General features: G+C 69.3%; 26 protein-coding genes. 13 read left to right on the forward strand and 13 right to left on the reverse strand.

All coding sequences use genetic code 11. The features are described from left to right. Positions 1-89: 89 nt before the first annotated feature. From ettA to ACQP2E_RS05615, 4 genes are all read left to right on the forward strand, one after another. Complete coding sequence (ettA, locus tag ACQP2E_RS05600) at positions 90-1,766, forward strand: energy-dependent translational throttle protein EttA (protein ID WP_433833778.1); 1,677 nt, start codon at positions 90-92, stop codon at positions 1,764-1,766. Beyond that, positions 1,759-2,169 carry an acyl-CoA thioesterase gene (locus ACQP2E_RS05605; RefSeq protein ID WP_433828800.1) on the forward strand — a complete coding sequence of 137 codons (411 nt, stop codon included), beginning with the start codon at positions 1,759-1,761 and terminating at the stop codon, positions 2,167-2,169. Before ettA ends, ACQP2E_RS05605 begins: the two co-directional genes overlap by 8 nt. Further along, positions 2,166-2,837 (forward strand): hypothetical protein, encoded by a 672-nt coding sequence (locus ACQP2E_RS05610; RefSeq protein ID WP_433828801.1) that lies wholly within the window; start codon positions 2,166-2,168, stop codon positions 2,835-2,837. The genes ACQP2E_RS05605 and ACQP2E_RS05610 overlap by 4 nt, the downstream gene beginning before the upstream one ends. Before the next feature lie 129 nt (positions 2,838-2,966). Then, positions 2,967-3,548 carry a YbjN domain-containing protein gene (locus tag ACQP2E_RS05615; protein WP_433833780.1) on the forward strand — a complete coding sequence of 194 codons (582 nt, stop codon included), beginning with the start codon at positions 2,967-2,969 and terminating at the stop codon, positions 3,546-3,548. Here the strand turns inward: ACQP2E_RS05615 and ACQP2E_RS05620 are convergent. The 4 genes from ACQP2E_RS05620 to ACQP2E_RS05635 form a co-directional block, all read right to left on the reverse strand. After that, a complete protein-coding gene (locus ACQP2E_RS05620; protein ID WP_433828802.1) occupies positions 3,545-4,813 on the reverse strand; it encodes a PKD domain containing protein in 1,269 nt (422 codons plus the stop codon). The genes ACQP2E_RS05615 and ACQP2E_RS05620 overlap by 4 nt on opposite strands. 67 nt (positions 4,814-4,880) lie before the next feature. After that, the gene (locus ACQP2E_RS05625) at positions 4,881-5,273 is read right to left on the reverse strand and encodes a globin (protein WP_433828803.1); all 393 of its coding nucleotides are present in this window, start codon (positions 5,271-5,273) and stop codon (positions 4,881-4,883) included. Between the two features lie 20 nt (positions 5,274-5,293). After that, a complete protein-coding gene (locus ACQP2E_RS05630; RefSeq protein ID WP_433828804.1) occupies positions 5,294-6,574 on the reverse strand; it encodes an MFS transporter in 1,281 nt (426 codons plus the stop codon). Positions 6,575-6,813: 239 nt separating this feature from the next. Then, positions 6,814-7,905 carry a mechanosensitive ion channel family protein gene (locus ACQP2E_RS05635; protein WP_433828805.1) on the reverse strand — a complete coding sequence of 364 codons (1,092 nt, stop codon included), beginning with the start codon at positions 7,903-7,905 and terminating at the stop codon, positions 6,814-6,816. Positions 7,906-8,094: 189 nt separating this feature from the next. Here ACQP2E_RS05635 and ACQP2E_RS05640 point away from each other — a divergent pair, with 189 nt between their 5' ends. Beyond that, positions 8,095-8,640, forward strand: coding sequence for an HNH endonuclease (locus tag ACQP2E_RS05640; protein ID WP_433828806.1), 546 nt, complete (start codon positions 8,095-8,097; stop codon positions 8,638-8,640). Positions 8,641-8,655: 15 nt separating this feature from the next. On the opposite strand, the gene ACQP2E_RS05645 is transcribed toward ACQP2E_RS05640, so the two are convergent. Further along, complete coding sequence (locus tag ACQP2E_RS05645) at positions 8,656-9,441, reverse strand: class F sortase (RefSeq protein WP_433828807.1); 786 nt, start codon at positions 9,439-9,441, stop codon at positions 8,656-8,658. Between the two features lie 97 nt (positions 9,442-9,538). Next, the gene (locus tag ACQP2E_RS05650; RefSeq protein ID WP_433828808.1) at positions 9,539-10,015 is read right to left on the reverse strand and encodes a hypothetical protein; all 477 of its coding nucleotides are present in this window, start codon (positions 10,013-10,015) and stop codon (positions 9,539-9,541) included. Between the two features lie 203 nt (positions 10,016-10,218). Between ACQP2E_RS05650 and ctaJ the strand changes: the two genes are divergently transcribed. Together ctaJ and ACQP2E_RS05660 are read left to right on the forward strand one after the other, a co-directional pair. Next, on the forward strand, positions 10,219-10,503 hold the full coding sequence (gene ctaJ / locus ACQP2E_RS05655) for an aa3-type cytochrome oxidase subunit CtaJ (protein WP_433828809.1): 285 nt from the start codon (positions 10,219-10,221) through the stop codon (positions 10,501-10,503). Next, on the forward strand, positions 10,490-10,885 hold the full coding sequence (locus ACQP2E_RS05660; protein WP_433828810.1) for a DUF5130 family protein: 396 nt from the start codon (positions 10,490-10,492) through the stop codon (positions 10,883-10,885). Before ctaJ ends, ACQP2E_RS05660 begins: the two co-directional genes overlap by 14 nt. Positions 10,886-10,889: 4 nt before the next feature. Here the strand turns inward: ACQP2E_RS05660 and ACQP2E_RS05665 are convergent, their stop codons facing one another. Together ACQP2E_RS05665 and pepN are read right to left on the reverse strand one after the other, a co-directional pair. Further along, complete coding sequence (locus ACQP2E_RS05665) at positions 10,890-11,441, reverse strand: Uma2 family endonuclease (protein WP_433833782.1); 552 nt, start codon at positions 11,439-11,441, stop codon at positions 10,890-10,892. A 139-nt stretch (positions 11,442-11,580) separates the two neighbouring features. Beyond that, positions 11,581-14,133 carry an aminopeptidase N gene (gene pepN, locus ACQP2E_RS05670; RefSeq protein WP_433828811.1) on the reverse strand — a complete coding sequence of 851 codons (2,553 nt, stop codon included), beginning with the start codon at positions 14,131-14,133 and terminating at the stop codon, positions 11,581-11,583. Between the two features lie 113 nt (positions 14,134-14,246). On the opposite strand from pepN, the gene ACQP2E_RS05675 reads away from it, so the two are divergent. The 5 genes from ACQP2E_RS05675 to ACQP2E_RS05695 all read left to right on the forward strand — a co-directional run bounded on the left by ACQP2E_RS05675 (position 14,247) and on the right by ACQP2E_RS05695 (position 17,779). After that, positions 14,247-14,873, forward strand: coding sequence for a mycothiol-dependent nitroreductase Rv2466c family protein (locus ACQP2E_RS05675; RefSeq protein WP_433828812.1), 627 nt, complete (start codon positions 14,247-14,249; stop codon positions 14,871-14,873). A 103-nt stretch (positions 14,874-14,976) separates the two neighbouring features. Further along, on the forward strand, positions 14,977-15,165 hold the full coding sequence (locus ACQP2E_RS05680; RefSeq protein WP_433828813.1) for a hypothetical protein: 189 nt from the start codon (positions 14,977-14,979) through the stop codon (positions 15,163-15,165). Between the two features lie 9 nt (positions 15,166-15,174). After that, positions 15,175-16,371: a DUF1015 family protein gene (locus ACQP2E_RS05685; protein ID WP_433828814.1), complete on the forward strand. Its 1,197-nt coding sequence runs from the start codon at positions 15,175-15,177 to the stop codon at positions 16,369-16,371. Between the two features lie 4 nt (positions 16,372-16,375). After that, positions 16,376-17,293 carry an alpha/beta hydrolase gene (locus tag ACQP2E_RS05690; protein ID WP_433828815.1) on the forward strand — a complete coding sequence of 306 codons (918 nt, stop codon included), beginning with the start codon at positions 16,376-16,378 and terminating at the stop codon, positions 17,291-17,293. Positions 17,294-17,305: 12 nt separating this feature from the next. Beyond that, complete coding sequence (locus ACQP2E_RS05695; protein WP_433828816.1) at positions 17,306-17,779, forward strand: ribose-5-phosphate isomerase; 474 nt, start codon at positions 17,306-17,308, stop codon at positions 17,777-17,779. 700 nt (positions 17,780-18,479) lie between these two features. On the opposite strand, the gene ACQP2E_RS05700 is transcribed toward ACQP2E_RS05695, so the two are convergent. Further along, on the reverse strand, positions 18,480-18,740 hold the full coding sequence (locus tag ACQP2E_RS05700) for a hypothetical protein (RefSeq protein WP_433828817.1): 261 nt from the start codon (positions 18,738-18,740) through the stop codon (positions 18,480-18,482). 324 nt (positions 18,741-19,064) lie between these two features. Beyond that, positions 19,065-20,279, reverse strand: a complete 1,215-nt coding sequence (locus tag ACQP2E_RS05705) for a GNAT family N-acetyltransferase (RefSeq protein ID WP_433828818.1) — start codon at positions 20,277-20,279, stop codon at positions 19,065-19,067. Between the two features lie 101 nt (positions 20,280-20,380). On the opposite strand from ACQP2E_RS05705, the gene ACQP2E_RS05710 reads away from it, so the two are divergent. Further along, a complete protein-coding gene (locus ACQP2E_RS05710) occupies positions 20,381-21,136 on the forward strand; it encodes a DNA-directed RNA polymerase II (protein ID WP_433828819.1) in 756 nt (251 codons plus the stop codon). Here ACQP2E_RS05710 and ACQP2E_RS05715 read toward each other — a convergent pair. The 3 genes from ACQP2E_RS05715 to ACQP2E_RS05725 all read right to left on the reverse strand — a co-directional run bounded on the left by ACQP2E_RS05715 (position 21,133) and on the right by ACQP2E_RS05725 (position 24,072). Continuing rightward, positions 21,133-22,005, reverse strand: a complete 873-nt coding sequence (locus ACQP2E_RS05715; RefSeq protein ID WP_433828820.1) for an SDR family oxidoreductase — start codon at positions 22,003-22,005, stop codon at positions 21,133-21,135. The two genes, ACQP2E_RS05710 and ACQP2E_RS05715, sit on opposite strands and share 4 nt — an antisense overlap. A 61-nt stretch (positions 22,006-22,066) precedes the next feature. Continuing rightward, a complete protein-coding gene (locus tag ACQP2E_RS05720) occupies positions 22,067-22,435 on the reverse strand; it encodes an AtzH-like domain-containing protein (RefSeq protein WP_433828821.1) in 369 nt (122 codons plus the stop codon). Positions 22,436-22,491: 56 nt separating this feature from the next. Continuing rightward, on the reverse strand, positions 22,492-24,072 hold the full coding sequence (locus ACQP2E_RS05725; protein WP_433828822.1) for a regulator: 1,581 nt from the start codon (positions 24,070-24,072) through the stop codon (positions 22,492-22,494). Between the last annotated feature and the right edge of the window lies 1 nt (position 24,073).

A 24,073-nucleotide genomic window follows, 5' to 3' on the forward strand; every position in this document is an offset into this window, starting at 1 on the left:
GGGTCCTCGTTCGGAGTCGTGGGGGTACCTGGAAAGATTGCCCTTTGATTCGGCACCGATCATTCACGATCTTGGAGGTAGGGCACACCGTGGCCCAATACATCTACGTCCTGGAAAAGGCTCGCAAGGCGCACGGCGACAAAGTCGTGCTCGACAACGTGACGCTGAGCTTCCTGCCAGGCGCAAAGATCGGTGTCGTCGGCCCGAACGGCGCCGGTAAGTCCAGCCTGCTGAAGATCATGGCGGGTCTCGACATCCCCAGCAACGGCGAGGCCCGGCTCATGCCCGGCTACACCGTCGGCATGCTGGCGCAGGAACCGCCGCTGAACGAGGAGAAGACCGTCCTCGGCAACATCGAGGAAGCGGTCGCCGGCACCAAGGCCAAGCTGGAGCGGTTCAACGCGATCGCCGAGCAGATGGCCACCGACTACACCGACGAGCTCATGGAAGAGATGGGCAAGCTCCAGGAGGAGCTCGACCACGAAGACGCGTGGGACATCGACTCCAAGCTGGAACTGGCGATGGACGCGCTGCGCTGCCCCGCGCCGGATGCCGACGTCACCCAGCTCTCCGGTGGTGAGCGCCGCCGCGTCGCGCTCTGCAAGCTGCTGCTTGAGGCGCCCGACCTGCTGCTGCTCGACGAGCCCACCAACCACCTGGACGCCGAGAGCGTGTCCTGGCTGGAGCAGCACCTGGCCAAGTACGCCGGCACCGTCCTGGCGATCACTCACGACCGGTACTTCCTGGACAACGTGGCCGGCTGGATTCTCGAGCTGGACCGTGGCCGGGCGATCGGTTACGAGGGCAACTACTCCACGTACCTGGAGAAGAAGGCCCAGCGTCTCTCGGTCGAGGGCCGCAAGGACGCCAAGATGAAGAAGCGTCTCTCCGAGGAACTCGAATGGGTCCGGTCGAACGCGAAGGCGCGTCAGACCAAGAGCAAGTCCCGCCTCGAGCGGTACGAGGAGATGGCCACCGAGGCGGAGAAGACCCGGAAACTGGACTTCGAGGAGATCCAGATCCCGCCGGGCCCGCGTCTGGGCAGCACGGTCATCGAGTCGAAGGACCTGGTCAAGGGCTTCGACGGCCGTACTCTGATCAACCACCTGTCGTTCTCGCTGCCGCGTAACGGCATCGTCGGCATCATCGGCCCGAACGGCGTCGGCAAGACCACCCTCTTCAAGACCATCGTCGGGCTGGAGGAGCCGGACTCCGGTTCGGTGCGGGTCGGCGAGACGGTCAAGCTGTCGTACGTCGACCAGAACCGTGGTGGCCTCGACGGCACCAAGACGGTGTGGGAGGTCGTCTCCGACGGTCTCGACCACATGATGGTCGGCAAGGTCGAGATGCCCTCGCGGGCGTACGTCGCGGCCTTCGGCTTCAAGGGCCCGGACCAGCAGAAGCCGACGAAGGTGCTCTCCGGTGGCGAGCGCAACCGTCTCAACCTCGCGCTGACGCTGAAGATCGGCGGCAACGTGATCCTGCTCGACGAGCCGACGAACGACCTGGACGTGGAGACGCTCTCCAGCCTGGAGAACGCGCTGCTGGAGTTCCCCGGCTGCGCCGTGGTCATCTCCCACGACCGGATGTTCCTCGACCGGGTCACCACCCACATGCTCGCGTGGGAGGGCACCGACGAGGAGCCGGACAAGTGGTTCTGGTTCGAGGGCAACTTCGAGGCGTACGAGAAGAACAAGATCGACCGGCTCGGCGCCGAGGCGGCGAGGCCGCACCGGGTGACGTACCGCAAGCTCACCCGTGACTGATCGTTTTGTGTATGACGTGCCCGTGCGCTGGTCCGACATGGACGCGTACGGGCACGTCAACAACGCTCGCTTCCTCACCCTGTATGAGGAGGCCCGGGTCGCGATGTTCTTCGTCGGCGCCCGCGCGCACGGCCTGGGCTCGTTCGAGGAGGGCATCGTGATCGCCCGGCACGAGATCGACTACCTGCGGCCGGTGGACTTCGGCGACCCGGTACGCGTCGAGATGTGGATCTCGGGTTTGAAGGCCGCGTCGTTCACGGTGGACTACGAGCTCTTCGACGACGGCCAGCTGGCCAGCCGGGCGCGGTCGGTCTGCGTGCCCTACAACCTGGCCGAGGGGCATCCGCGGAGGCTCTCGGCCGCGGAGAAGGACTTCCTGACGCCCTACTGGGTCCGGTCATGAGTGGGCACGGCCTGCTCGGGATTCCCGACGCGGGCGCGTTCCTGGCGAGGCTGACCCGCCTGGACCCGGCGGCTCCGGTCCGGCTCCGGTCCTCCGGAGGGCGTACCGCCCTCTGGGCGCATCTTCCCTGGGACGTCCTGGTCACCCGGGAGGTGGCCGGTGCCGGCCCGGGTGACGCCACGGTCTCGGCGACCGCGCTGCTCGCCGTTCTCGCCGGGGGCGGGGACACCCTGCCGGAGCGACGTGACGTGCTGTGGCGCTGGGCGTTGCCGCCGGCCGCTTCGCACGCCGTGGAATCGGTGTCGGGGGCCGAACTGGACCGGCTGGCGAGCGCCGCCGCCGGGACGCTGCGCGAGATCTCCACGGGTGGCATGTCCGGCCGGGCGGTCGGGCAGCGGGCGGTCCGGGACGCGTTGCTCGATCACGTCGCCCTCGTCGTCACTCCGGACGACGGCACACCCGTTCAGGTCTCGCAGCGACTCGTTCAGGCCGTCGCGCGGATGGGATTCCTCGGTCCTCGCCCGGCCGCCGGGCTGGAGGACGGCCCCGACGCGCGCGTCCGAGTGGCGGGGAGCTGGGTGGGAATTTCCGCACCATATGGAGTGGCGTGGCGACAGAGTGTTCATAAATTGACCGTTACTCCGATGTCAAGTCACCCGAAAGGGTGACGGCATATCGTTCTTACGGGCCCGCCCTCCGGTTGGGGGGATGACCTTCAGGAACGGGACGGGTACCGTCGGCCCTCGGGTCCACTGCAACGTCCGGCGGTGGATCTGTTGGGGAGTGAGGTGCACACGATGCCGTGGTGGTCATGGCGTCCGGGATCGGGGTCGTCGAACGAGCCTGATTCCGGTGGCGAAGTGGCGGTGCAGAGCGCGGTCCGTGTCGGTGTTCCGGCCCAGCGCGAGCCCTCCCGGTCGGCGGTCCCGGCCGAGCTGTCGACGACCGGATCCTCCGATCTGGTCGCCCCGGTGTCGCTGGCGCGCATCGGCAAGGCGCTCGACATGCTCGACATAAGGTTCCTCGCTGACGGTGGCGGCAGCCTGCTGGCCATGTGGGAACGGCACGCCGTGCTGTTCACCCTGGAGGGCCCCGACGACGAGATCCTCGTGATGCGGGCCCGCCCGCACGCGACGGTCCCGCCGGACTGGGCCGACCGGGCATACCGGGTGGTCAACGAGTGGAACCACACGAGGCGCTTCTGCAAGGCGTACGTCGGCGACCCCACCGAGCGGGGTCAGCTGCCGATATACGCCGAGTTGCAGGTGCCGCTCGCGGCCGGGGCGCACGACACCCTGCTGGTCGAGATGCTCGACTGCGGCGCAGCCGTGGCCACATCATTCGTGGACTGGCTCCACGACGAGGGAGCTTTGCTCTAACTCAACGGGAACATGCCGAGGCGGCCGTGGTACTCGCGGCCCAGCTGGTCGGTGTCGGATCCCACGAAGAGGCCCTGTGCGGTCGCCAGGAACGCGCGGACGCCCACGCCCCGGGAGCGGGTCGGGTTCCACGGCAGTGCCTTGCCCGTGTTCGTGCTGACCGCGCCGATGCCCGGCCTGGACACCGCGCCCGGCCCCGGGCCGTTGCTGTCGGTGCCGTACGGGTTGTCGAAGTAACGCTGGTGCCCGCCGAGGTAAACGGCAGCTCCGGTGACCGCCACGGCGTACAGCGAGTCGCCGCCGGTGCGCTGCACCCAGGTCGGGTTGCGCCGGCCGCCGCCGCTGGTTTCGAACCGGGCCGCCGAGTCGCAGAGCTTCTGCGCCGACGACGCCCGGCCGGTAGCCGCGACCACGGCGTACGACGCGTCCGGCGAGAACTTGACCTGCCGCAGGTACGTGTCGAAGCCCTGCATGCACGGCGGCTCGTACGCGGTGGTGTACCAGCTGGACAGCATCGCCGAGGAACCGCCGACGTCGAAGAGCGCGATCTGCGTCCGGGCGTACCCGCCGGACTTCAGGAACGCACCGACGGCGATCAGCTTGCGTCCGTCGGGGGAGACGTCGAAGTGCTCGACGCGTACCCGCTTCAGCCCCGGGCCGGACAGCCGGGCGTCGAAACCCTGGTCGACGGCGCCGGTCGTGGCGCTCATCCGGGCCAGCGCGACCCGGTTCACCCCGTTGACGGCGGTGAACGTGCCGCCGGCGTAGAGGTGGCCGCCACGGGTCGCGAGTGCGCGTACGTCACCCCAGTTGACCTTGGCGTTGAATGGGGCGACCCGGCCGCTGTCCCGCAGCGAGACGCGGGCCAGGCCACGCTGGTTCGCGCCGTTGACGGACTTGAACCCGCCGCCCAGGTAGACGGTGTAGTCGTCACCGGCGGCAAGCGAGTAGACCGCGCCGTCCACCTGCGGCGCGAACGAACGGATCTCCCCGTCGTAGAGGCCGAAGGCGAAGATGTTCTTGCGCGCCACGGTGACCCGGCGTTTCGCGTCGGCCACCCGGGTGAACGCGCCGCCGACCACCACGGTGTCGCCGACCAGGGCCAGCGCCCACACCGTGCCGTCCAGGACGTGAGGTGTCCAGTCGACCGGGTTGGCCGACACCACCGCCGGATGGCCGCGGTCGGCCGAGGCCGGAATGGCCGCGGCCATCACGGGCACGGCGACGGCCGCGGCAGCGGCGGCAGCGAGCAGACGACGGCGCATGGGGATGCTCCTGGGATCGGTCGCAGGTGGTCAACCGATCAACGAGTCACCCGCTGAGGCGACACTCCTAGGAAACGGGATCCATGGTGTTCACCATGAAGTACGCCGCCCGCTCCATGTAGTCCCAGAGCGTGGTCCGCTGCTCCTCGGGCAGGCCGAGCGAGTCCACCGCGGCACGCATGTGGAGCAGCCAGGCGTCCCGGGCGGCCGCGTCGACCTGGAACGGCGCGTGGCGCATCCGAAGGCGGGGGTGTCCGCGGGAGGCCGAGTAGGTGTTCGGCCCGCCCCAGTACTGCATGAGGAAGAGCGTCAGCCGGTCGGCGGCCGGTCCGAGGTCCTCCTCGGGGTACATCGGGCGCAGCAGCGGGTCCTCGGCGACGCCCTCGTAGAACTTGTCCACGAGGCGCCGGAACGTGGGCTCGCCACCGACGGCGGCAAAGAAACTGGCGGGTTCGCTCACCGCTCCATCCTGCCAGCAGGTCAGGGTTGCTCGCTTGTGACGCTCGTCGTGGGCTTCCGGGCCGACGGCACCGAGGCGTTCGCCCGTTCGGCGGCCTCGGCGAACGCCAGCGGGCGAGGCCAGAAGATCGCGACCAGCAGCATGGCGAGCGTGCCTCCGATGCTCCACAGGCCCACCACCGTGGGCAGGAAGAAGTGGTCGGCGAGCATGCCGGTGAGCATCACCGCGCTGAACTGGGACAGCTGGATCCCACTGTTGACCACGCCGAACGCCCGGGCCCGGAATCCGTGCGGCAGGGCCAGCACGAACGTCGCGTTCAGCGTCGGCAGCAGCGAGCCGTGGATCAGCCCGGCGAGCAGGACCAGCAGCGCCACGATCGGGGCGGGCGGGCCGGTGATGGTCGGTACCAGCAGCAGAGGGGCGATCACGGCGAGCAGCGGGATGAGGCGTACCCGCAGGGTCGCGGGCACGAATCGGTTGAACAGGATGCCGCCGATGACGAAGCCGAGCGGACCGGCCGCCATGATCATGCCTTGGTCGAGGCCGTGTGCGTCCTGGCCGGAGGTTCCCTCGGCGGCCCACGCGGCGGCCAGGCCCTCGGGGACGATGGCGAAGATGGTCATGGTGTAGACCACGATCGTGATCGACCGCAGCACCTGATCGCCGAAGACCAGGCGAAAGCCTTCGAACGTCTCCCGGAGCAGGTGGGTGCGCTCGCCGCCGGCCGACTCGGCCGGCCGGCGCCGGACGCCGAAGCCCACGATCGCTGCGGACACCGCGAAGGTGAGCACGTCGAGCCCGAGCGCGATCCGGGGAGTGAGCGCCACCGAGAGGGTCGCGCCGGCCAGGTATCCGATCACCTGCGCGGCCTGCCCGCTGGTCTGGGTGCTGGCAACGGCGAGCGCGAGACGGTCTCGCCCGACCACCAGCGGCAGCATCGCCGAGCGCGCCGACCGGGCCGGCGGCGCGCCCAGCCCGGAGAGGAAGAGCAGCACGAACATCACTTGGACCGGCAGGCCCGGCAGGAGCAGCAGGCCGATCAGCACCATCCGGAACAGATCCGAGGCGATCATCACCCGGCGGTGCGAGTATCGCTCGGCGAGCGCCGACAGCAGCGGGCCGAAGAGCCACGGCAGATAACTGATCGCGAACGAGGTCGCGGAGAGCAGGACCGATTGACTCTGCTGATAGACCAGAGCGGTGATGGCTGCCCGGGAGAGGTAGTCACCGATCTGGTTGACGACGCCGGACGAGAACAGCGCCCGGAACTCCGGCAACCCGAAGACTTCGCGGAAAGTCACCGCCTGCTCGCTTTGCGTGACCGCGTCGGCCGCGTTGCTTGGCCGTGCGGGTTGTTCTGACACCGAGCCCTCCATCGCTGTCGACGATCACCGAGGGCTGCCCGGGCGCGAACAAGCTGTCTGATGCGGACAGCTTTAGCGGATTCTGCCCGATCGTCCTAGCCCACGCTAGGGCAGTTGGGGCAAAAATCGGCCAAACGGGCTAGGGCGGAACTACCGCGTGATGGAGTATGCGCTGGTCAGGAAGTGCTGCCCGGCCGCTGCTCCGAAATCGAAGATGAGGAATTTTCGGAGCCGCCCAGCCAGGCCGGCGGGATCGCGCTGCGCGGTCCCAGCCGGGAGGCGGCGATCCGCTCCGAGAGACCGGAAGCGTCAAGCGCCTCGGTCAGCGCCCGGCGAAGTCTGCCCTGGATGATCGGCTGGGCGTCGGCCGTCGTCTTGGCGATGGTCCGGATCACCGCGCCGTCCACAGTCAGCTGCTCGACACCGACCACGTCCGGCGGCTCGAGGAACTCGGTCTGGTGCTCCGGCTCCGCGGCCACGGCCTCGGCGGCGCGGCGCAGCACGGCGACCGCTTCCTCGGCGTTGACGAAGCCGATCGGGAGGTCGATCACGACCATGCCCCACCCCTGGCTCTTGTTGCCGACCCGGACGATCTCGCCGTTACGGATGTACCAGAGCACGCCCCGGCCGTCGCGAATCGTGGTGATCCGCAGGCCGACGCTTTCCACCACGCCGGTCGCCTCGCCGACGTCGACCGTGTCGCCCACGCCGTACTGATCCTCAAGCAGCATGAACAGGCCGGCTATCAAGTCCTTGACCAGGCTCTGCGCGCCGAAACCGATGGCGACGCCGACGATGCCGGCGCTGGCCAGCAGCGGCGCCAGGTTGAACCCGAATTCACCGAGCACCAGCAGTCCGGCGATCGTGAAGACCACCGCGCTGACGAAGCTGCGCAGCACCGAGCCGATCGCGGTGGCCCGCTGCCTGCGTCGCTCGGGGATGAACTGGCCCTCTTCGGCCGTGTTCGACACCTTCTCCTTGAGCGGTTTCAGCAGCGCCGGCATCGAGGCGCGCGAGGTGCTCTGTGCCAGCCGGTCGATCGCCCGGTGCAGCAGCCATCGGATCAGCATCGCGATCACGATGATGCCGAGGATCCGCAGCGGCTTGATGAACACCACGTAGCTGCTGGACGCGAGCCACTGGTTCCCGGTCCAGTCATAGATCTGCGCGCACAACGCGTCGGCGTTGCATGCCGCGGACACGTCGACGGTCGGCAGCCCGGTGGGCCAGGAGCTGGATGGGGTAGGAGTCGGAGCTAGTTGAACCACGGGGAGTCAAGGTACCGGGTACGGCTGTGCGAAGACCTCAGACGTTTACCGCGTGGCCACAGATTGTGCTGGCAATTAGGTCATCCATCAGGGACTATTGGCGCACGGGCCTCGTTATCGAGGGCCAAATCACACACGCATGGGCTATGGGAGCGGTTACTAGCAACTGACACCGGAGGGTGACTCGCGATGCCTGACATACGACCCAGAGTTGGCTCTTCCGCGTTAGTGCTGAACGCTACCTACGAGCCGCTGTGCGTCGTATCGGTGCGTCGAGCGACAATCCTCCTGCTGACCGCGAAAGCCGAGTGCGTCTCCGACGGCGACGGCATTCTGCACAGTGCGCACCACACCCTCACGATCCCGTCGGTGGTCCGCCTCACGAGGTACGTGAAGGTGCCGTACCGGACGCATGTCGGGCTTTCCCGCCGGGCCATCTTCGCCCGCGACGGTGGCCGTTGCGCGTACTGCCGGGGGTCCGCCGAGACCATCGACCACGTCTTCCCGCGCAGCCGAGGTGGCCTGCACGCCTGGGAAAACGTGGTGGCGGCCTGCGCCAAGTGCAACCACAGCAAGGGTGACAAGACGCCGGCCGAGCTCGGGTGGCGGCTGCACTCCATGCCCGCGGCCCCGCGTGGTGTCGCCTGGCGGGTGCTCGGGCACCGTACCCCTGATCCTCGATGGATGGACTGGCTGGACCTGCCGTCCGCACCTGTCGAGGCCGAGGCGGCATAGCCGCCCGGCCTCGTTTCATGTCTGCGAGTCGACAAGCGAGGCGAAAACGACGATGTTGTCGGAGTAACCGCCGCGCGCGTCGCCCAGCCAGTCCCCGCCGCAGGTCATCAGCCGCAGCGACGGCCGGCTGTAATCGCCGTAGACCCGCTGCACCGGCAGCTTGTCCTTGTCGAATTTCTCCACCGAGTTCACCTCGAAGACCGCGACCGTGCCGTCGGCCCGGCTCACCCTGATCTCCTGGCCCGGCTTCACCCGGTGCAGGTCGTGGAAGACCGACGGCCCGGTACGCGTATCCGCATGCCCCACGATCAGCGCCGGGCCGAACTGACCCGGAGTCGGCCCGCCGTCGAACCAGCCGGCCTCGTTGTGCCGTTTCAGCGGCGGTACGCCGACCGAGCCGTCGTCGGCCAGGCCCACTTCGAGAACCGGGGCGGACACCTCGATGGCCGGGATCTCCAGCCGTTCCGGCCGGCTCGGGTCGAGCACCGGGAAGGCACGGGGAGGTGGCTCGTCCGGGCCCCGGAACAGATCGCTGACGTTGAAGCCGGTCGCGAAACCGAGACCGAGCCCGACCGCGAACAGCCCGAAGAACGTCAGCACCAGCGCGATCGCCGCGATCGGCCCGGACCGCTGCCCACGCCGGAGCCGGGGCCGGGGACCACCGCCGCGCCGGGGCAGGGGCAGTTGGAAGGGAGATCGCCCCCGCACGGTCGGCGTGGGCGGAAGCGGCCCGGTCACCACACCGGGCGGGGGCGCGGTGATCACCTGAGCCGGTCGTTTGCGCTGAACGGAAGCGGGCACCCGGGAACCCCCAGGCACCCGGGAACCCCCAGGCACCCGGGAACCCCCAGGCACCCGGGAACCTCCGGGCGCCCGGTCCTGACTCGCCACGGTGGCCTCAGCCCATTCGGCGGCGGCGCAGGGACACGACGGCGAGCGCCAGGCCAGCGGCTATCGCGGCCAGCCCGCCGCCGATGAATATCGACGCGGTGGAGCCCGGCGCGGTGCCACCGCCGCCGGTGGCCGGTCCGCGTGACGGCTCGACCTTCTCCACGACGTGCAGGGTGGCGGTCGCGGCGCCGCCGTTGTCCGGGCAGCGCAGGGCCACCGGGTAGTCGCCCGGCTCGGTGTCTTCCGGGACCCGGACGGTCGCGGTGAGGAAGCCGAACTCGGGCTGGACGGTCACCTCGCCGATCGGCTCGGCGGTAACGGTGGCCGGCTTGAGGTTGTCGTCGCAGGACGCGCGTAGGGAGATGTCGTCGCCGGCCGGGACCGTACTCGGGTTGAGTTCCACGAAGACGGCCGCAGAGGCCTGGGCGGGCGTGCCGGACAGAACCAGAGCCACCGCGACAGCGGCGGGGATGGACAGGCGCATGAAATCCCCCCTCCTTTGCCCTCCGCGGCGGATACGACGCGGACGGCGCGTGAGGGTGATTTTCGCACCCCGGAGCACATTCCGCGTAGATCCCGACGGCGTGAGACCCCGGTTCGAGACCCGACGGTCCGACACGAGTCGCGCTCCGCTACCGTGATTGATGTTCGGAATAAGTGGTAACACCGGCGCCTGGGGGCGTTCAGTTGTCAGTAATCAGCACCGTTCTGGTCTTTGTGATCATTCCGGCCGCGGTCATCGGCACGGTGGCGACGCTCGTCTTCAGCAACTCTGATCGAGCCAAGCCCTCCCGTCGATACCGCCCGGGCCAGACCTTCGATTTCCCGGCGATGTGGTTCAGCGCCGCGCCGGAGAAAACGGCCGCGCCGGCCATTTCCGGCACCGCGGAGAAGCACGGGCTCGTCATCGAGGACAGCTCCGGCGCTCCGGTCCGGCCCGGCCCGACAGGAGGCGCAAGTGACAAGTGGTGAGCTGACCCAGGTCGAGCAGCCCGCCGACGGTCCCTTCACGACCCGGCAGCTGCTGCGTCTCGACGAGGCGCTCCGGATCGCCGACCAGGCGACCGGGCTGAACTTCAGCATCTTCCTCGGCGAACTCGGCGATCCCTCGCGCGAGACGGCCGAGGACCTGCACCGCCGGACCCGGACACCGCAGCGCTCAGTGCTGATCGCGGTCTCACCGAACCAGCGCAAGCTGGAGATCGTCACCGGCTCGGACGCGCGGCACCGCATCTCGGACCGGGACGCGAAACTGGCCGGCCTGTCGATGGCCGCGTCGTTCGCGGGCGGCGACCTCGCGGGCGGCCTGCTGATCGGCATCGACCAGCTCGCCTCGCACGCGGGTCGTTACTGAAGAGCTAGATCCATCCGGACGGTTTCACCCGGATCGGGTACGGGGCGTCGAGCCGAACGTGGTCGGCGCCCTCGATGCTGTCAACGGCCCGGTAACCCTCGCCGTCCAGCAGGAACGTGTGCAGCACCGGACCCGGTTCCACCCGCCAGAACCCGGGGATGCCGGCGGCCGCGTACACAGCGGGTTTGAGCAGCCGGTCGAACCGCCGGGTCTCCTCGGACTCCACCTCGACCACAAGCGCCACGTCCGCCGGGTTGGCCCAGATCCGGCCGGCCGAACGCGGCCGCAGCACGGTGACGTCGGGGACAACGTTGCTCGACCCGGTGTCGATGCCGCTCCGGTCGCACACCCACCAGCCCTCCGGCGCCGCTGCTCGCAGCGCCTCGACGAGGGAAGCGACCACGGCGGCGTGCCGGTCGTCGGCCGGTGGGGTGACGTGCAGGCTTCCGTCGACGATCTCGTACCGATGGCCGTCCTGTGGAAACAGATGCAGATCCGGCTCGGTCCAGCGGCCGTCCGGCGCGTTCCACCGCATCGGAGCACCCTGGCTCAGCATCGTCACGGGCCACCTCCATCGCCGGGAGTGCAAGCTTACTCACACAGAGTTGTTTCCGGCGGGTTATCGGGGCGTAACTCGTGCCATGTGAAACGCCCCCGCTCCGACCTTGCGAAGCGGGGGCGTCATCTTGGGGAAACTAGGCCGAACGGTCCTTCGCGCGGGCCTTCAGCGCCCGCTCGATGCCGTCCCGGCCCTCGGCCACCAGCCGGCGCAGCGACGCCGGCTGACCCTCACGCTCAAGCCAGGCGGTGGTGAGCGCCACCGTCTCGTCGCTGATCTGGTACGCCGGGTACGCCAAAGTGGCGAACTCCTGAGCCGGCTCGCTGTCCGAGCGGGCCCACACGTCACCGACCACGTCGAAGAACTTGGCCGCGAACGGTTCCGTGAGCGCCACCTGCCGGGTGCTCTGGAAGCCCTGCAGCAGCGACCGGTTCTTCCAGTTCGGCAGCTGCGGACCGGTGAGCTCGGCCCAGACACGGGCCTTGTTCTCCGGCGTCGGCACGAGCGCGTGGGCAATCGCCGCCTCCCGCTCGCCGCTCGCCGTGAGGTCGCCGGCCAGCTCCTGCTCGATCTCCTCGGGCGACGCGGCGCCGAGCGCGGCGAGGCCCTGCAGCAGGCTCCAGCGCAGCTCGGTGTCGACGATCAGGCCGTCCGGACGGGACTCGCCGCTGAGCCAGGCGCGCAGCACGGCCGCCTGCTCGGGCGTACGCGCGGCGGTGATGAACGCCCGCGCCCAGGTGAGCTGCCAGCCACTGCCCGGCTCGGCCGCCGCGAGCTGCGTCTGCGCCAGGCCGGCCAGCAGGTTCCAGCCGGTCGGGTTCCACTCGGGGTCGGCGAAGCTGGTCAGCGCCATGCCGGCCTGCCGCAGCGTGGCCGTGGTGAGGTTGATGTCGGTCTCGGCCGGCAGCCCCGCCACGACCAGGGCCACGTAATCGCGGGCCGCCAGCTCGGCGTCACGCAGCATGTCCCAGGCGGCCGCCCAGCACAGCGCACGCGGCAGCGCCGAGTCGAACCCGGCGATGTGCCCGACGAGCGTGGCGAGCGAGCGCTCGTCCAGCCGCAGCTTCGAGTACGTGAGGTCCTCGTCGTTGACCAGCAGCAGGTCCGGCGCCTTAACCCCGGCCAGCGCGGCGATCTCGGTACGCTCACCGGCCACGTCCGCCTCGATGAGATCGCGCCGCACCAGCCGGTCACCGTCGAGGTCGTACAGGCCGATGCCGATCCGGTGCGTACGCAGGGTCGGGTAGTCCACCGGCGCTTCCTGCTTGACCACCACGCTGGTGTAGTTGCCGGCCGCGTCCACCTCGACGACCGGGCGCAGCGTGTTGACCTGAGCGGTCTCCAGCCACTGCGCGGCGAACTTGCGCAGTTCCCGGCCGGACGCCGCCTCGAGCTCGGTGAGCAGGTCGTCGAAGGTCGCGTTGCCCCAGGCGTGCTTGGCGAAGTACGCCCGCAGACCGGTGAGGAACGGGTCCAGCCCGACGTACGCGACCAGCTGCTTGATGACGCTGGCGCCCTTGGCGTACGTGATGCCGTCGAAGTTGACCTCGACCGCTTCCAGGTCCGGCATCTCGCAGTAGACCGGGTGGGTCGAGGAGAGCTGGTCCTGGCGGTAACCCCAGGACTTGCGGATCGACAGGAACGTCGACCACGCGTCGGCGAACCGGGTGGCCTCGGTGTTGCACCAGTGGCTCGCCCACTCGGCGAACGACTCGTTCAGCCACAGGTCGTTCCACCAGCGCATCGTCACCAGGTCGCCGAACCACATGTGGGCGAGCTCGTGCAGGATCGTGTTGGCGCGCTGCTCGTACTCGTAGTCGGTGACCTGCGAGCGGAAGATGTAGTGCGCCTCGGCGTGCGTGACGCAGCCGAAGTTCTCCATCGCGCCGGCGTTGAAGTCCGGCACCCACAGCTGGTCGTACTTCGGCAGCGGGTACCGCACACCGAACTGCTCGTGGAAGAAGTCGAAGCCCTGCTTCGTGACCAGGAACAGGTCGTCGGCGTCCAGGTACTGCGCCATCGACGCGCGGCAGAAGACGCCGAGCTCGATGCCGTCGTGCGAGTCACGCACCTCGTGGTACGGCCCCGCGCAGATCGCCGTGATGTACGTGCTCATCCGCGGCGACGTGGCGAAGTGGATCTTCTTGGCGCCCGGGCCGGCCTCCTCCTCGGACTCGACCGGCATGTTCGAGATGACCTTCCAGTGCGCCGGCACGGTGGCACGCCAGGTGAAAACGCTCTTCAGGTCGGGCTGGTCGAAGCAGGCGTAGGTGCGCTGCGCGTCCGCGGTCTCGAACTGGCTGTAGAGGTAGATCTCGGAGTCGACCGGGTCGAGGCTGCGCTGCAGGCCCTGTCCGCTCGCCGAATATCCGTAGTCGCCGTCGACGACCAGGGTGTTCTCGGCGGCCAGACCGGACAGGGCGAGGCCCTTCTCCGCGCTCCAGGCACTGAGGTCGACGTCGGCGCCGTTCAGCGTCGCGGAGTGGATCGTCGAGGCCGCTGCCTCGATGAACGTGTTCGCGCCTGGCTCGGCGCACTTGAATGTGATCACTGTGGTGGACCGGAACGTGTCAGAGCCGGGGTTGCCGTGCCCGTCGGTCAGGTCAAGGGTGATGTCATACCCGGTCACCTCGAGCAAACGACTACGCTCCGCAGCCTCGACCTGGGTCAGGTTGTGAACACCGGCCACGTGCACTCTCCTTCGAGCTTCGAGCTGACTTTTGTTCGTTTCTTGAAGCCTATGCGTCGACGGCGACCGAACTCACCCCGACCGGTCACCCAGAAGGGAGGATCATCGAACTCATGACAGAACGCGCCACCGTCGACATGTGGTTCGACCCCCTCTGCCCGTGGGCCTGGATCACCTCCCGCTGGCTGCTGGAGGTGGAGAAGGTCCGTCCACTCGACATCCGGTTCAACGTGATGAGCCTGGCGGTCCTCAACGAGGGCCGCGATCTTCCCGAGCAGTACCAGGAGCTGATGCGCAAGGGCTGGGGCCCGGTTCGTGTCTGCATCGCGGCCGCCGAGGCGGCCGGCCCCCAGGTGCTGCGTGACCTCTACACCGCGCTCGGCACCCGGATTCATCTCCAGAAGTACGAGCTGGACGACAAGCTCTTCACCGAGGCGCTGACCGAGGCCGGCCTCGACCCGGAACTCGCCGCCGCGGCGCACACCGACAGCCGCGACGAAGCGTTGCGGGCGAGTCACAACGCCGGCATGAAGCCGGTCGGCACGGACGTCGGCACCCCGGTGATCCACGCGCCGGGCCCGAACCCGGGCGAGACCGTCGCCTTCTTCGGACCGGTCATCACGCCGGCGCCGAAGGGTGAGGCGGCCGGCAAGCTGTGGGACGGCGTCGTGCTTGTCGCCGGCACGCCCGGCTTCTACGAGTTGAAGCGCAGCCGCGACCTGGGCCCGATCTTCGACTGATTTGGTTGCCATTGGGTGGCGTTCGGGCAAAAGTTCGACTCCCGGACGTCACCCGGTCGTTGGATGAGGTGTACATCACCTCGTTCAGCGCGGAGGCAGGGAAATGCCCGACAGTGAATCGTTCGCCATGTCGACGATCGGCGTCCAGCGCGGCGTTTGGGCTGATCTGCCCCCGGATGTCGCAGGCCTGATCGCGCCCCCGGTGATCGTCACGACCGCGCCTCTCGCATCGACGTCGACCAGGTCACCCCAGCAGATGCCGGTTGGTGGGCTGGGCAGGCACTCCGGGTAAGTTGCCCCCATGACGGTCGTGCACCCGATCAGCCGGGCCTGGATCACCAATGGCGGTACCGGGGCCCAGAATTATGACGAGTTCGCCGACGACGCCGAAATCACCGAGATCATCAAGGCCAACGCCTCCAGTTCTCTGGGCGTCGAGATGCCGCACCTGGCTCCCGAGTCGCTCGGCAAGTCCTTCACCGACTCCCTCCCGGACGCCGTCGTCCGCCTGGAGCGCGCGAAGGCCGAGGGGAAGTACCGCGCCGCCGAGGACGTGGTGGTGCTGTACCGCATCACCGGTCCGGGCGAAGCGCCCGCCTACGGCCTGTGGAGCACTGTCGAGACCGGGCAGATCTCGACGAACGCCGACGAGCCGGGCCTGGTGATCCGCAACGAGGACGTGTTCATCGCGAAGGTGCGCGAGCGTGTCGCTCTCGCTGACGCGATCGGCACCCTGCTGTCACCCGTACTCCTTCTACAGACCGGAAAGGGTGAGGAGCTGCACGCAGCCCTCGCCGACGCGGTTGACGCGGCGGGCGAGCCCGACGCGACCGACCTGGACGGAACCGGCCGCACCCACGCCATCTGGCAGGTCGGTCCGGGCGAGCTTCAGGACCGGCTGCTGGCTCTGGCCGGAGGCGGCGAGCTGGTGGTCGCTGACGGCAACCACCGCAGCCTGGCCGCGCAGACCGGTGGCATCCCGCGCTTCCTGGCCGTCGTGACCACGCCCGCGTCGGTCGCGATCCAGCCTTACAACCGCCTGGTCAGCGAGCTTCCCGCAGCGCTCGACGATCTGCTGGGCCGCCTGCGCGAGGCAGGCGCGACGGTCACCGAGCTGCCGCGCGTCGCGCAATTGCCCGCCAAGGGCACGATCGAGATGTACGCGGGAGGCCGCTCGTTCGCGGTCGGGCTTCCTGAGGACAAGTCCGGAACATCTGTGGAGAACCTGGACCACGCCTTGGTCGAGCGCGTGCTGCTTCGTGACGCGCTGGGCCTGGACCCGGGTGACAAGCGGATCGCGTACATCGGCGGCGATTACCCGGTCGAGTGGCTGCGCGGCGAGGTCGACAACGGCCGCGCCGAGCTTGCCGTGCTGATCGCGCCGGTGACCGTCGACGACTTCGTGGAGGTGAACCTGGAACGGCTCAAGCTTCCGCGCAAGAGCACCTGGTTCACCCCCAAGGCCCGTGGCGGTCTCGTTCTCGCACAGTTGGGCTAGCCGGATGCTCCACCCCCAGGTCACCGCCGCCGCGGCTCTGCGGCGGCGGCCCTCGGCCGAAGAGCTGGCCGCGGACCCGTACACGCAACTGCTCGCGGCGCGCGCCGCCATGGAGGAGTCGAACGAGGCGGAGACCGGGCCGGCGCTGCCGCTGCCGGTGGTCGCCGACTTCGACGCCGACGGCGTGCCCTGCCGGCTGTACGCCACCAAGATCGGCGCGCCGGTCCTGGTCTACCTGCACGGCGGCGGCTGGTGTTACGGCAGCATCGAGACCGTGGACCGGTTCTGCCGCCGGGTCGCCGAGCGGTCCGGCTGTGCCGTGGTCTCGGTCGAGTACCGCCTGGCGCCGGAGCACGTCTTCCCGGCCGCTCTCCAGGACGCCGAGACCGTTCTGGGGTACCTGCGCAAGTCCGGGTCCGACCTGGGCCTGGACTCGTCACGGCTGGCAATCGGCGGGGACAGCGCCGGCGGTCAGCTCGCCACTGTCACCGCACGCCGGCAGCGCGACGCGGCCACCCCGCTCGACTACCAGGTGCTGGTCTACCCGGCCCTCGACCCGCTCACCTCCGCCGAGTCGTACGACGAGGTGGGTGAGTACGGCCTGGACCGCGCGTCGATGAAGCTGGCCTGGGAGACGTTCGTGCCGGACCCGGCGCTGCGCTTCTCGCCGGACGTGGCCCCGCTCGCGGTGGCCGACCTGTCCGGAATGCCATCCTCCCTGATCATCACGGCGGAGTACGACGCGCTGCGCGACGAGGGCGCCGACTACGCCGACGCGCTGATCGCCGCCGGCGTCCCGGTGGTGCACACCCGGTACATGGGCGTGAACCACGGCTTCGCCCGCAAACTCGCCACCATCGACGCCGCCAGGGCAGCGGCGGATCAGGTGGCATCCTCCCTGCGCGCTGCCCTCACCTTCTGAAAGACTTCCGATATGCGTCTTTACCTGGGATCCGACCACGCCGGCTTCGAGCTGAAGGGTCACCTCGTCAACCACCTGATCAAGCAGGGGCATGACGTGGTCGACGTCGGACCGCACGCTTACGACCCCGAGGACGACTATCCGGTGTTCTGCTTCCACACCGGCGCCAAGGTGGTGGCCGACCCGGGCTCGCTCGGCATCGTGATCGGCGGCTCCGGAAACGGCGAGCAGATCGCGGCGAACAAGGTGCCCGGCGTGCGTTCCGCGCTGGTGTGGAAAGCCGAGATCGCCCAGCTGGCCCGCCAGCACAACGACAGCAACGTGATCGCCATCGGCGCCCGGCAGCACACCCTCGACGAGGCGACAGCGTTCGTCGAGGCGTTCATCGCCACGCCGTTCTCCGGCGACGCCCGGCACGCCCGCCGGATCGACCAGCTCGCGTCGTACGAGAAGGACCGCGTCCTGCCGTCGCTACCCACCAGCTGACCGCCATCTCATCCGGCTGGCTTCCACTGCTGACCCTGCTGGTCAATTGAGGATGCCGCGTGCCGGGGGGAGGCGACCTCGACGTCGGCATGGGTGGCGCGCCGGCGAGCCGTAGCTGAGACCTGTTTTGGGGCTGCGATTACGTGGCTGGTGTACGGCCGCCCGCGTCGCCCGGCCGTACACCAGCCACGATATGAGGGCTTGGTGGTGCCTCCAGGCTCTGCCAGTTTCCAAGATCGGCCGTGATGCCCGGCGGGTACGACACGCAGAGCGACGGAACAGGTCGCCGGTGAACCGCAAACCGCCACGCTCCGCAGGGCGGCTCCACCGCAGCCTCGCCGCGTGTTGATTTGGGGTGCGATTCGAACCCGAAGTCGACACAGGCAGCCGTTTCGTCGTGCGTGTGTCGGCATTGGGTGCGGATCGCACCCCAAATCAACACACTGGACCGTAAGTCGACACGCTAGGCCCGGTCGTGTGGTCGTGTGGTCGTGTGGTCGTCCGGTCGTGGGCCCTGTTCTGGCGGGCGGGAAGCCGTTCTGGCGGGCGGGAAGCTGTTCGGAACCGTCCAGTATTCCCGTCGAGGCCGGATAAATCCGTCTTCATCCGATTCCGGCATGCAAGCTTTCGGCGAGCACAGCCCGCTCCGCAGCCATAAGTCTCCAAGAGTCAGCGGTGAGAACCGGCCGGATCGGTTTTTTCAGCGGCGGGGGAGTTCCTCACGGGGCAGCCAGTTGCGGCGGACGATCACGAGGTCGCGCTCGGCGGCGGCGATCTCCTCGTCGCCCGCCCGTGAAGCATCACGGGCACGCAGCGCAGCACCCACGCTGACCTGCGACGACCCGGAGCCGACCAGGCCGCGCAGCCCGCGCTCGGACTCCCGCTCGTCGGGCGGCCCGCCGTTGCCCTGACCCTGAGCCGGACGACGGGGGAAGGTGGCGCGAGCTCTCGGAGCACTCACCTCGACTCCCGGTGGCGGCCCCGGCTGTGGTTGCTGTGGTGGCGGCCCCGGCTGTGGTTGCTGTGGTGGCGGCCCCGGCTGTGGCTGCTGTGGTGGCGGCCCCGGCACCGGGGGAGCGCTGACGACCGGGGGAGCCGGGGGTGCGCTCGGGGCCGGGGGCGGGCCTGGGATCGGCCCGGTCCTCGGGACGGGCGGTACCTCGTCGGCCGTCTCGGCGGGCGGAGCGTCGGCCGCTTGCGCGGCCGACCCCGACGGGGGGCGTACGCGACGGCGGCGGCGTTCGGGCTGACCCATGCCGCCGACGGTACCGCTGCCGCCGCCACCTCAGAAGATTTCGGTCGGACTCGGCTGCCGATGCCAGCGGAACGCGGTCGCCGGATCGTTACCGGTCAGCTGGCGTACCCGCCCGGCCGCCGCGAGCGTGGACAGCGATGCCGAACCCAGGTACGCCGCCCCGAGGTCGGTCACCGAGCAGGCCAGGTCGGCCGGCTCGGTGGTACGCGTACACACCGCGCCGTCCGGGCCGCCGATCAGACGCCAGCGGCCGGAGTTCTGCTCCAGGATCGGGTCGGTCACTTCGAGCACCACATCGACGTCGGTCAGGTATCGGCGGGCGGCCAGCGCGGCCGGCAGGTCGACCAGGCGGATCCAGAGGCCGTCGGAGACTCTCGGCGCGAGCCGCCGTGGCTCGTCGACCAGGTATTGCAGGGGTTCGTCGAGCGCGCCCAGCGAGTAGTTCACCCGGCGGCTCAGGTCGATGCCGAGGAGGAACCGCCAGAGGGCCTGGTACGTCTCCGGGTCGGCGGCCGCCACCTCGCGGACCCGCACCTCGCTGTCCGGCCCGTGACCGGTCCACTGGTCCTTGACCCGCCACAGCGCGTAACCGGTCGGGCCGCCCGGCCCCTCGTGCACCACGGCACGCAGCTGGGTGGCGCCGTCCCGCTTCTCCTTGAGGTCGCTCAGCACGAACCGCCACCAGCGGTCGTCCCGGCTCGCCCAGCCGACCTGGGACGGCCGCAGCTGCTCGAAGACCTTGCTGATGTCGGCGAGCAGATCTTTCGGATCGCCCATCCGCAGGTGACCGCTCGGAACGGCCGGTGGCGCCGGGAGACGAACCTCACGATTCATGATCGACAGCACGAGTCGGTTGCTCGCCGGACCGTACCCGAACCTGGGGTAGATCTTGGTCTCGCTGGCCCAGAGCACCGCGAGCGGCTCCCGCCCCGCCTCGGCGATCTCGCGCAACTGCCGGTGCATCAGCCGGGTCAGGATCCCGCGCCGCCGATGGGTGGGCAGCACGCCGACCCCGGAGACGTGCGCGGCCGGGACCACAGCGCCCGGAACAGTGAGATCACGGGTGAAAGCGTCGGCGTGCCCGACCACCGTGCCGTGGTCATCCGCGACCAGCGAACGCTCGGTCTCGTAGACCTCGGCCTCCAGGTCGGGGAGGACCTCCTCGTGAAACACGGTCCCCAGCAGATCGCAGATCGCGGTGAAATCGGCAGGGGTCGCGGGGCGTACCGAAAGCTCTTCGTCCATGGCATGTGTGTAACGGACTGGCGTGGGCCAGGGCGACCGATTTGTTGGCTCGTTACTCTCGAACTGACGCCGGTCGCCGACCGGGAGTTGAGAGGGGAACAATGCCGGAGCAACCGCAGTGGTCCGAGCGGACGCTCGACATGCCGCCGCAGGACCCGTGGGCCGAGGCGCCGACCACGCCCGTGTCCCATTCATCCCAGCACACCCAGGCCCCACACACCCCGGCCCCGCACACCCCGGCCCCGCACACCCAAGCCCAGCATCCTGATCAGCGCACCCGGGTGCAGCGCCCTGAGTCGCCGCAGTCGCCCGCCCCGCACACCCAGGTGCAGAACCCGTCGGTGCCGCCGTTCGGCCCGCACGGTGCGCATCCGGCGGCTCCGGAGGCCTCGCCGTTCAGTCGCGGCCGGGCCCGGGTCACCCAGCGCACCGAGCAATACACGGCGGAGCACGAGCCGACCGGCACCGGCTGGCCGCAGGAGACCGGTCAGGGCCCGGAACGGCAGCCGCTGAGCTGGCACATCCGCCGGCTGCGCCGGGGCAGCGAGTGGAGCAACGCGCCGCTGATCTTCGCGTTCGTCTCCTGGGGCATCTGGGTGCTCTCGTCGGACGGCTCGATGCTCACTCCGATCATCGTCTTCGTGACGTCGCTGGTGGTCGCCGCGGGTGTGTTCGCGCTGGCCCGCCTCGTTGGCCGGCTGGTGCTGGAACGCCAGCTCGGCCGTCAGCGGCACACCGCCCGCGGCGCCCACATGGCCACCGGTGTCTTCCTGATCGGCGTCGGCCTGGCCCACCTGCAGCAGACCGAGTGGGTGATGACCGCTGTCAACTGGGTCACCGGAGTCTTCACCAACTAGCTGACCGGCTTGCCCCCGGTCACACCGAGCACCTCGCCGGTGGTGTAACTCGACTCGGTGCTGGCGAAATAGACGTACGCGGCGGCCAGTTCGGCGGGCTGGCCGGCGCGGCCGAGCGGGGTGTCGCCGCCGAACGACTTCACCTTCTCCTCGGGCATGGTGGACGGGATCAGCGGAGTCCAGATCGGGCCGGGCGCGACCGCGTTGACCCGCACACCCTTGTCCGCCAGGTCCTCGGCGAGCGCCTTGGTGAACGCCACGATGCCACCCTTGGTGGTGGCGTAATCGACGAGCGCGCTCGACGACAGGTACGCCTGAACCGACGCCGTGTTGATGATCGTGGCACCGGGGCGCAGGTGCGGCACGGCTGCCCGGCAGAGCCAGAACATCGCGTACAGGTTGGTCTTCATGACCCGGTCGAACTGCTCGTCGGTGATGTCGGCGATCCCACCGGGCTGGGCCATCTGGTACGCGGCGTTGTTCACCAGGATGTCCAGGCCACCGAGATCGGTGACGGCGCGGTCGATGATCGCCCGGCAGTGCGCCTCGTCGCGGATGTCGCCCGGCACGGTCACCGCTTTCCGGCCGGCCTTCTCGATCCAGGCCGCGGTCTCCCGCGCGTCCGGCTCCTCCTCGGGCAGGTACGAGATGAGCACGTCGGCGCCCTCCCGGGCGTACGCGATCGCCACGGCCCGGCCGATGCCGGAGTCACCACCCGTGATGACCGCTTTCCGGCCGGTCAGGCGGCCGCTGCCCCGGTAGGTCTCCTCGCCGTGATCGGGCCGGTCGGGCATTTGCGAGGTGAGCCCCGGCGGTGTCAGGTCGCCGCCGTCGTACTCCGGCTTCGGGTACTGGTCACGTGGGTCCACGAGGTGCCTCCTGTGATGGGGAACGTGACCTCCGCATTCCCCGACCAGGCCCGGATAAGCGTCATCGCGGCTCGGAGACGTGGGCCGTGACGATTCGCCACCCTTCCGGTAGACGTACCCAGGTTTGTGACTGGCGGCCCTGCACGTCGCTGCCGTGGTAACCGAACATCGTCGTGACGACGGCGGTGCTTCGCCCGTACCCCTGAATGTCGGTCTCCTTCAGCCAGCGGCCCGGCGGCAGAGCGCTCTGCGCTCGCCGCCACCGGGTTTGTTCTTCGATGCCGAACTGCTGGTCGGCGATGCCGAAGCGGACCGCGTCGGCGGCGAAGAATCCGAGGATGGCGTCGACGTCGTTCGCGACCAGGGCGCGCTCATAGGCTTCGAACGCCGCGGTGACCTCGGTGATCACGTCGGGTAGATCTCTCTCCATGAAGGTTCCTCTCGCCGGCGCGGCCCGCCGATGGAAGGCCGCGCCGGATCAGGGGGTCACTTGGCGGGAACCGGCTCCTCCTCGGCCAGCAGCTCGGCCTCGCCGGGCTCGGGCTCGCGCGGGGCAGGCTTGCCGAGGGCGAAGAGGACGCAGACGACGGCGAGGAAGAGGTAACCGAGCGAGACCGGACCGTCGGCGTTCCACTGCACCTTCTCGGCGTGGATCAGGCCGATGAAGGTGAGCACCGCGCCGGTTCCGGCGAAGATCGCGGCGTGCCAGAAGCGCTTGTCGATGATGAAGGCGACGATCGCGCCGAGCACCAGGCCGGCCAGGATCGCGCCTTCACCGAGCGTCTTCAGGCCCCCGTAGACGACACCGGCACCGGCCAGCGCGTCGTTGCCGACCTCGGCCGCCGACGTGCCGGCCGCGGAGAGCACGTTGTCCATCTGCCCGGTCGCCCAGGACGCGATGTTCGGGATGAGCGCGGCCACCACGGCTGCGGCGTGCGCCCGTGGTGTCGCCTGGAACGCCTGCGCGCCGATCAGCAGGCCGATGTAGAGCAGGATGGGCACGATCGCGGCGGTCGGGAAGATCGCTCCGAGCAGACCGAACAGGCCGAAGAAGCAGAGCAGCGCGATCACCACGCCGGTCGCCATCGAGTAACCGGTACGGCCGCCGGCCGCCTTCCAGCCCGGGTGACCGACGTAGACGGCAGGCGGGAACGGCGAGCCCAGGCAGGAGCCGATCACCGCGCCGGCGCCGTCGGCCAGCAGCACGCTGCGCAGGTTGTAGCGGTCACCGGCGGTGGCGGCGCTCTCCACGTTTGTCATCGCCTCGGTGAAGTTGTAGACGCCGAGCGGGATAGCGGTCGCCAGCAGCGGCGCCATGTCCTGCAGGCCGTCGAGCAGCAGGTCGAACTTCAGGTGCGGGAACGCGAACGCGATGTCGCGGGCCGCAGCGGTCACGTCCGGCACGCTCATGGCGCCGCCGATCCAGCCGATCGCCGAGCCGACCAGCAGCGCGGCCAGGCCGATCGGGAAGTTGAAGGGCAGCTTCACGTCGGTGAGCAGGCCGATGAGCAGCATGCCGAAGACCGGCAGGGCGATCCAGGCGTAACTCCACATGTTCCCGGCCGGGTTCATCGAGATGAACGTGATCGAGATGCCGGCCAGGGTGCCGAGAAGCGCCGCGCGCGGCGTGTACTTGCGGATGTACGGGCCGACGAACGCGCCGATCAGCACGATCACGCCGATGATGAACGCCCACGCGATGCCGGCCGTCCACGCCTGGACCGGGTTCTTCGTGGTCAGGTAGATCGGCAGCATGATCACGAAGATCACGATGAACATGTGCGGGACGCTCGGGCCGTAGGGGAGAGCAGTCACATCGGTGCGGTTCTCCCGGGCGGCCAGGCGGCGGGCCAGGTGCGTGTAGTAGATGTTGCCGGCGACCAGGGCGACACCCAGCGCGGGCAGGATGACGCCGAAGACGTCGCCGGCCGGCAGCCCGATCACGCCGATACAGAGGCCGGTGAGGGTGAGCACGTTGACCAGGACGTTGACGCCGAAGCCGAAAAAGGCGTTGGTGTCACCCCGGACCCAGTAAGGCAGCTTGGCAGGTGCCGTGGAGGTGGTCATA

The sequence above is a fragment of the Actinoplanes sp. CA-015351 genome (assembly GCF_050955685.1).
GTDB lineage: Bacteria > Actinomycetota > Actinomycetes > Mycobacteriales > Micromonosporaceae > Actinoplanes.

Coding starts and splice junctions, on each gene's coding strand:
- ACQP2E_RS05610 (WP_433828801.1), top strand. CDS start 2,166: ATGAGTGGGCACGGCCTGCTCGGGATTCCCGACGCGGGCGCGTTCCTG.
- ACQP2E_RS05615 (WP_433833780.1), top strand. CDS start 2,967: ATGCCGTGGTGGTCATGGCGTCCGGGATCGGGGTCGTCGAACGAGCCT.
- ACQP2E_RS05620 (WP_433828802.1), bottom strand. CDS start 4,813: ATGCGCCGTCGTCTGCTCGCTGCCGCCGCTGCCGCGGCCGTCGCCGTG.
- ACQP2E_RS05640 (WP_433828806.1), top strand. CDS start 8,095: ATGCCTGACATACGACCCAGAGTTGGCTCTTCCGCGTTAGTGCTGAAC.
- ACQP2E_RS05650 (WP_433828808.1), bottom strand. CDS start 10,015: ATGCGCCTGTCCATCCCCGCCGCTGTCGCGGTGGCTCTGGTTCTGTCC.
- ACQP2E_RS05665 (WP_433833782.1), bottom strand. CDS start 11,441: ATGCTGAGCCAGGGTGCTCCGATGCGGTGGAACGCGCCGGACGGCCGC.
- ACQP2E_RS05675 (WP_433828812.1), top strand. CDS start 14,247: ATGACAGAACGCGCCACCGTCGACATGTGGTTCGACCCCCTCTGCCCG.
- ACQP2E_RS05680 (WP_433828813.1), top strand. CDS start 14,977: ATGCCCGACAGTGAATCGTTCGCCATGTCGACGATCGGCGTCCAGCGC.
- ACQP2E_RS05685 (WP_433828814.1), top strand. CDS start 15,175: ATGACGGTCGTGCACCCGATCAGCCGGGCCTGGATCACCAATGGCGGT.
- ACQP2E_RS05690 (WP_433828815.1), top strand. CDS start 16,376: ATGCTCCACCCCCAGGTCACCGCCGCCGCGGCTCTGCGGCGGCGGCCC.
- ACQP2E_RS05695 (WP_433828816.1), top strand. CDS start 17,306: ATGCGTCTTTACCTGGGATCCGACCACGCCGGCTTCGAGCTGAAGGGT.
- ACQP2E_RS05705 (WP_433828818.1), bottom strand. CDS start 20,279: ATGGACGAAGAGCTTTCGGTACGCCCCGCGACCCCTGCCGATTTCACC.
- ACQP2E_RS05710 (WP_433828819.1), top strand. CDS start 20,381: ATGCCGGAGCAACCGCAGTGGTCCGAGCGGACGCTCGACATGCCGCCG.
- ACQP2E_RS05720 (WP_433828821.1), bottom strand. CDS start 22,435: ATGGAGAGAGATCTACCCGACGTGATCACCGAGGTCACCGCGGCGTTC.
- ACQP2E_RS05725 (WP_433828822.1), bottom strand. CDS start 24,072: ATGACCACCTCCACGGCACCTGCCAAGCTGCCTTACTGGGTCCGGGGT.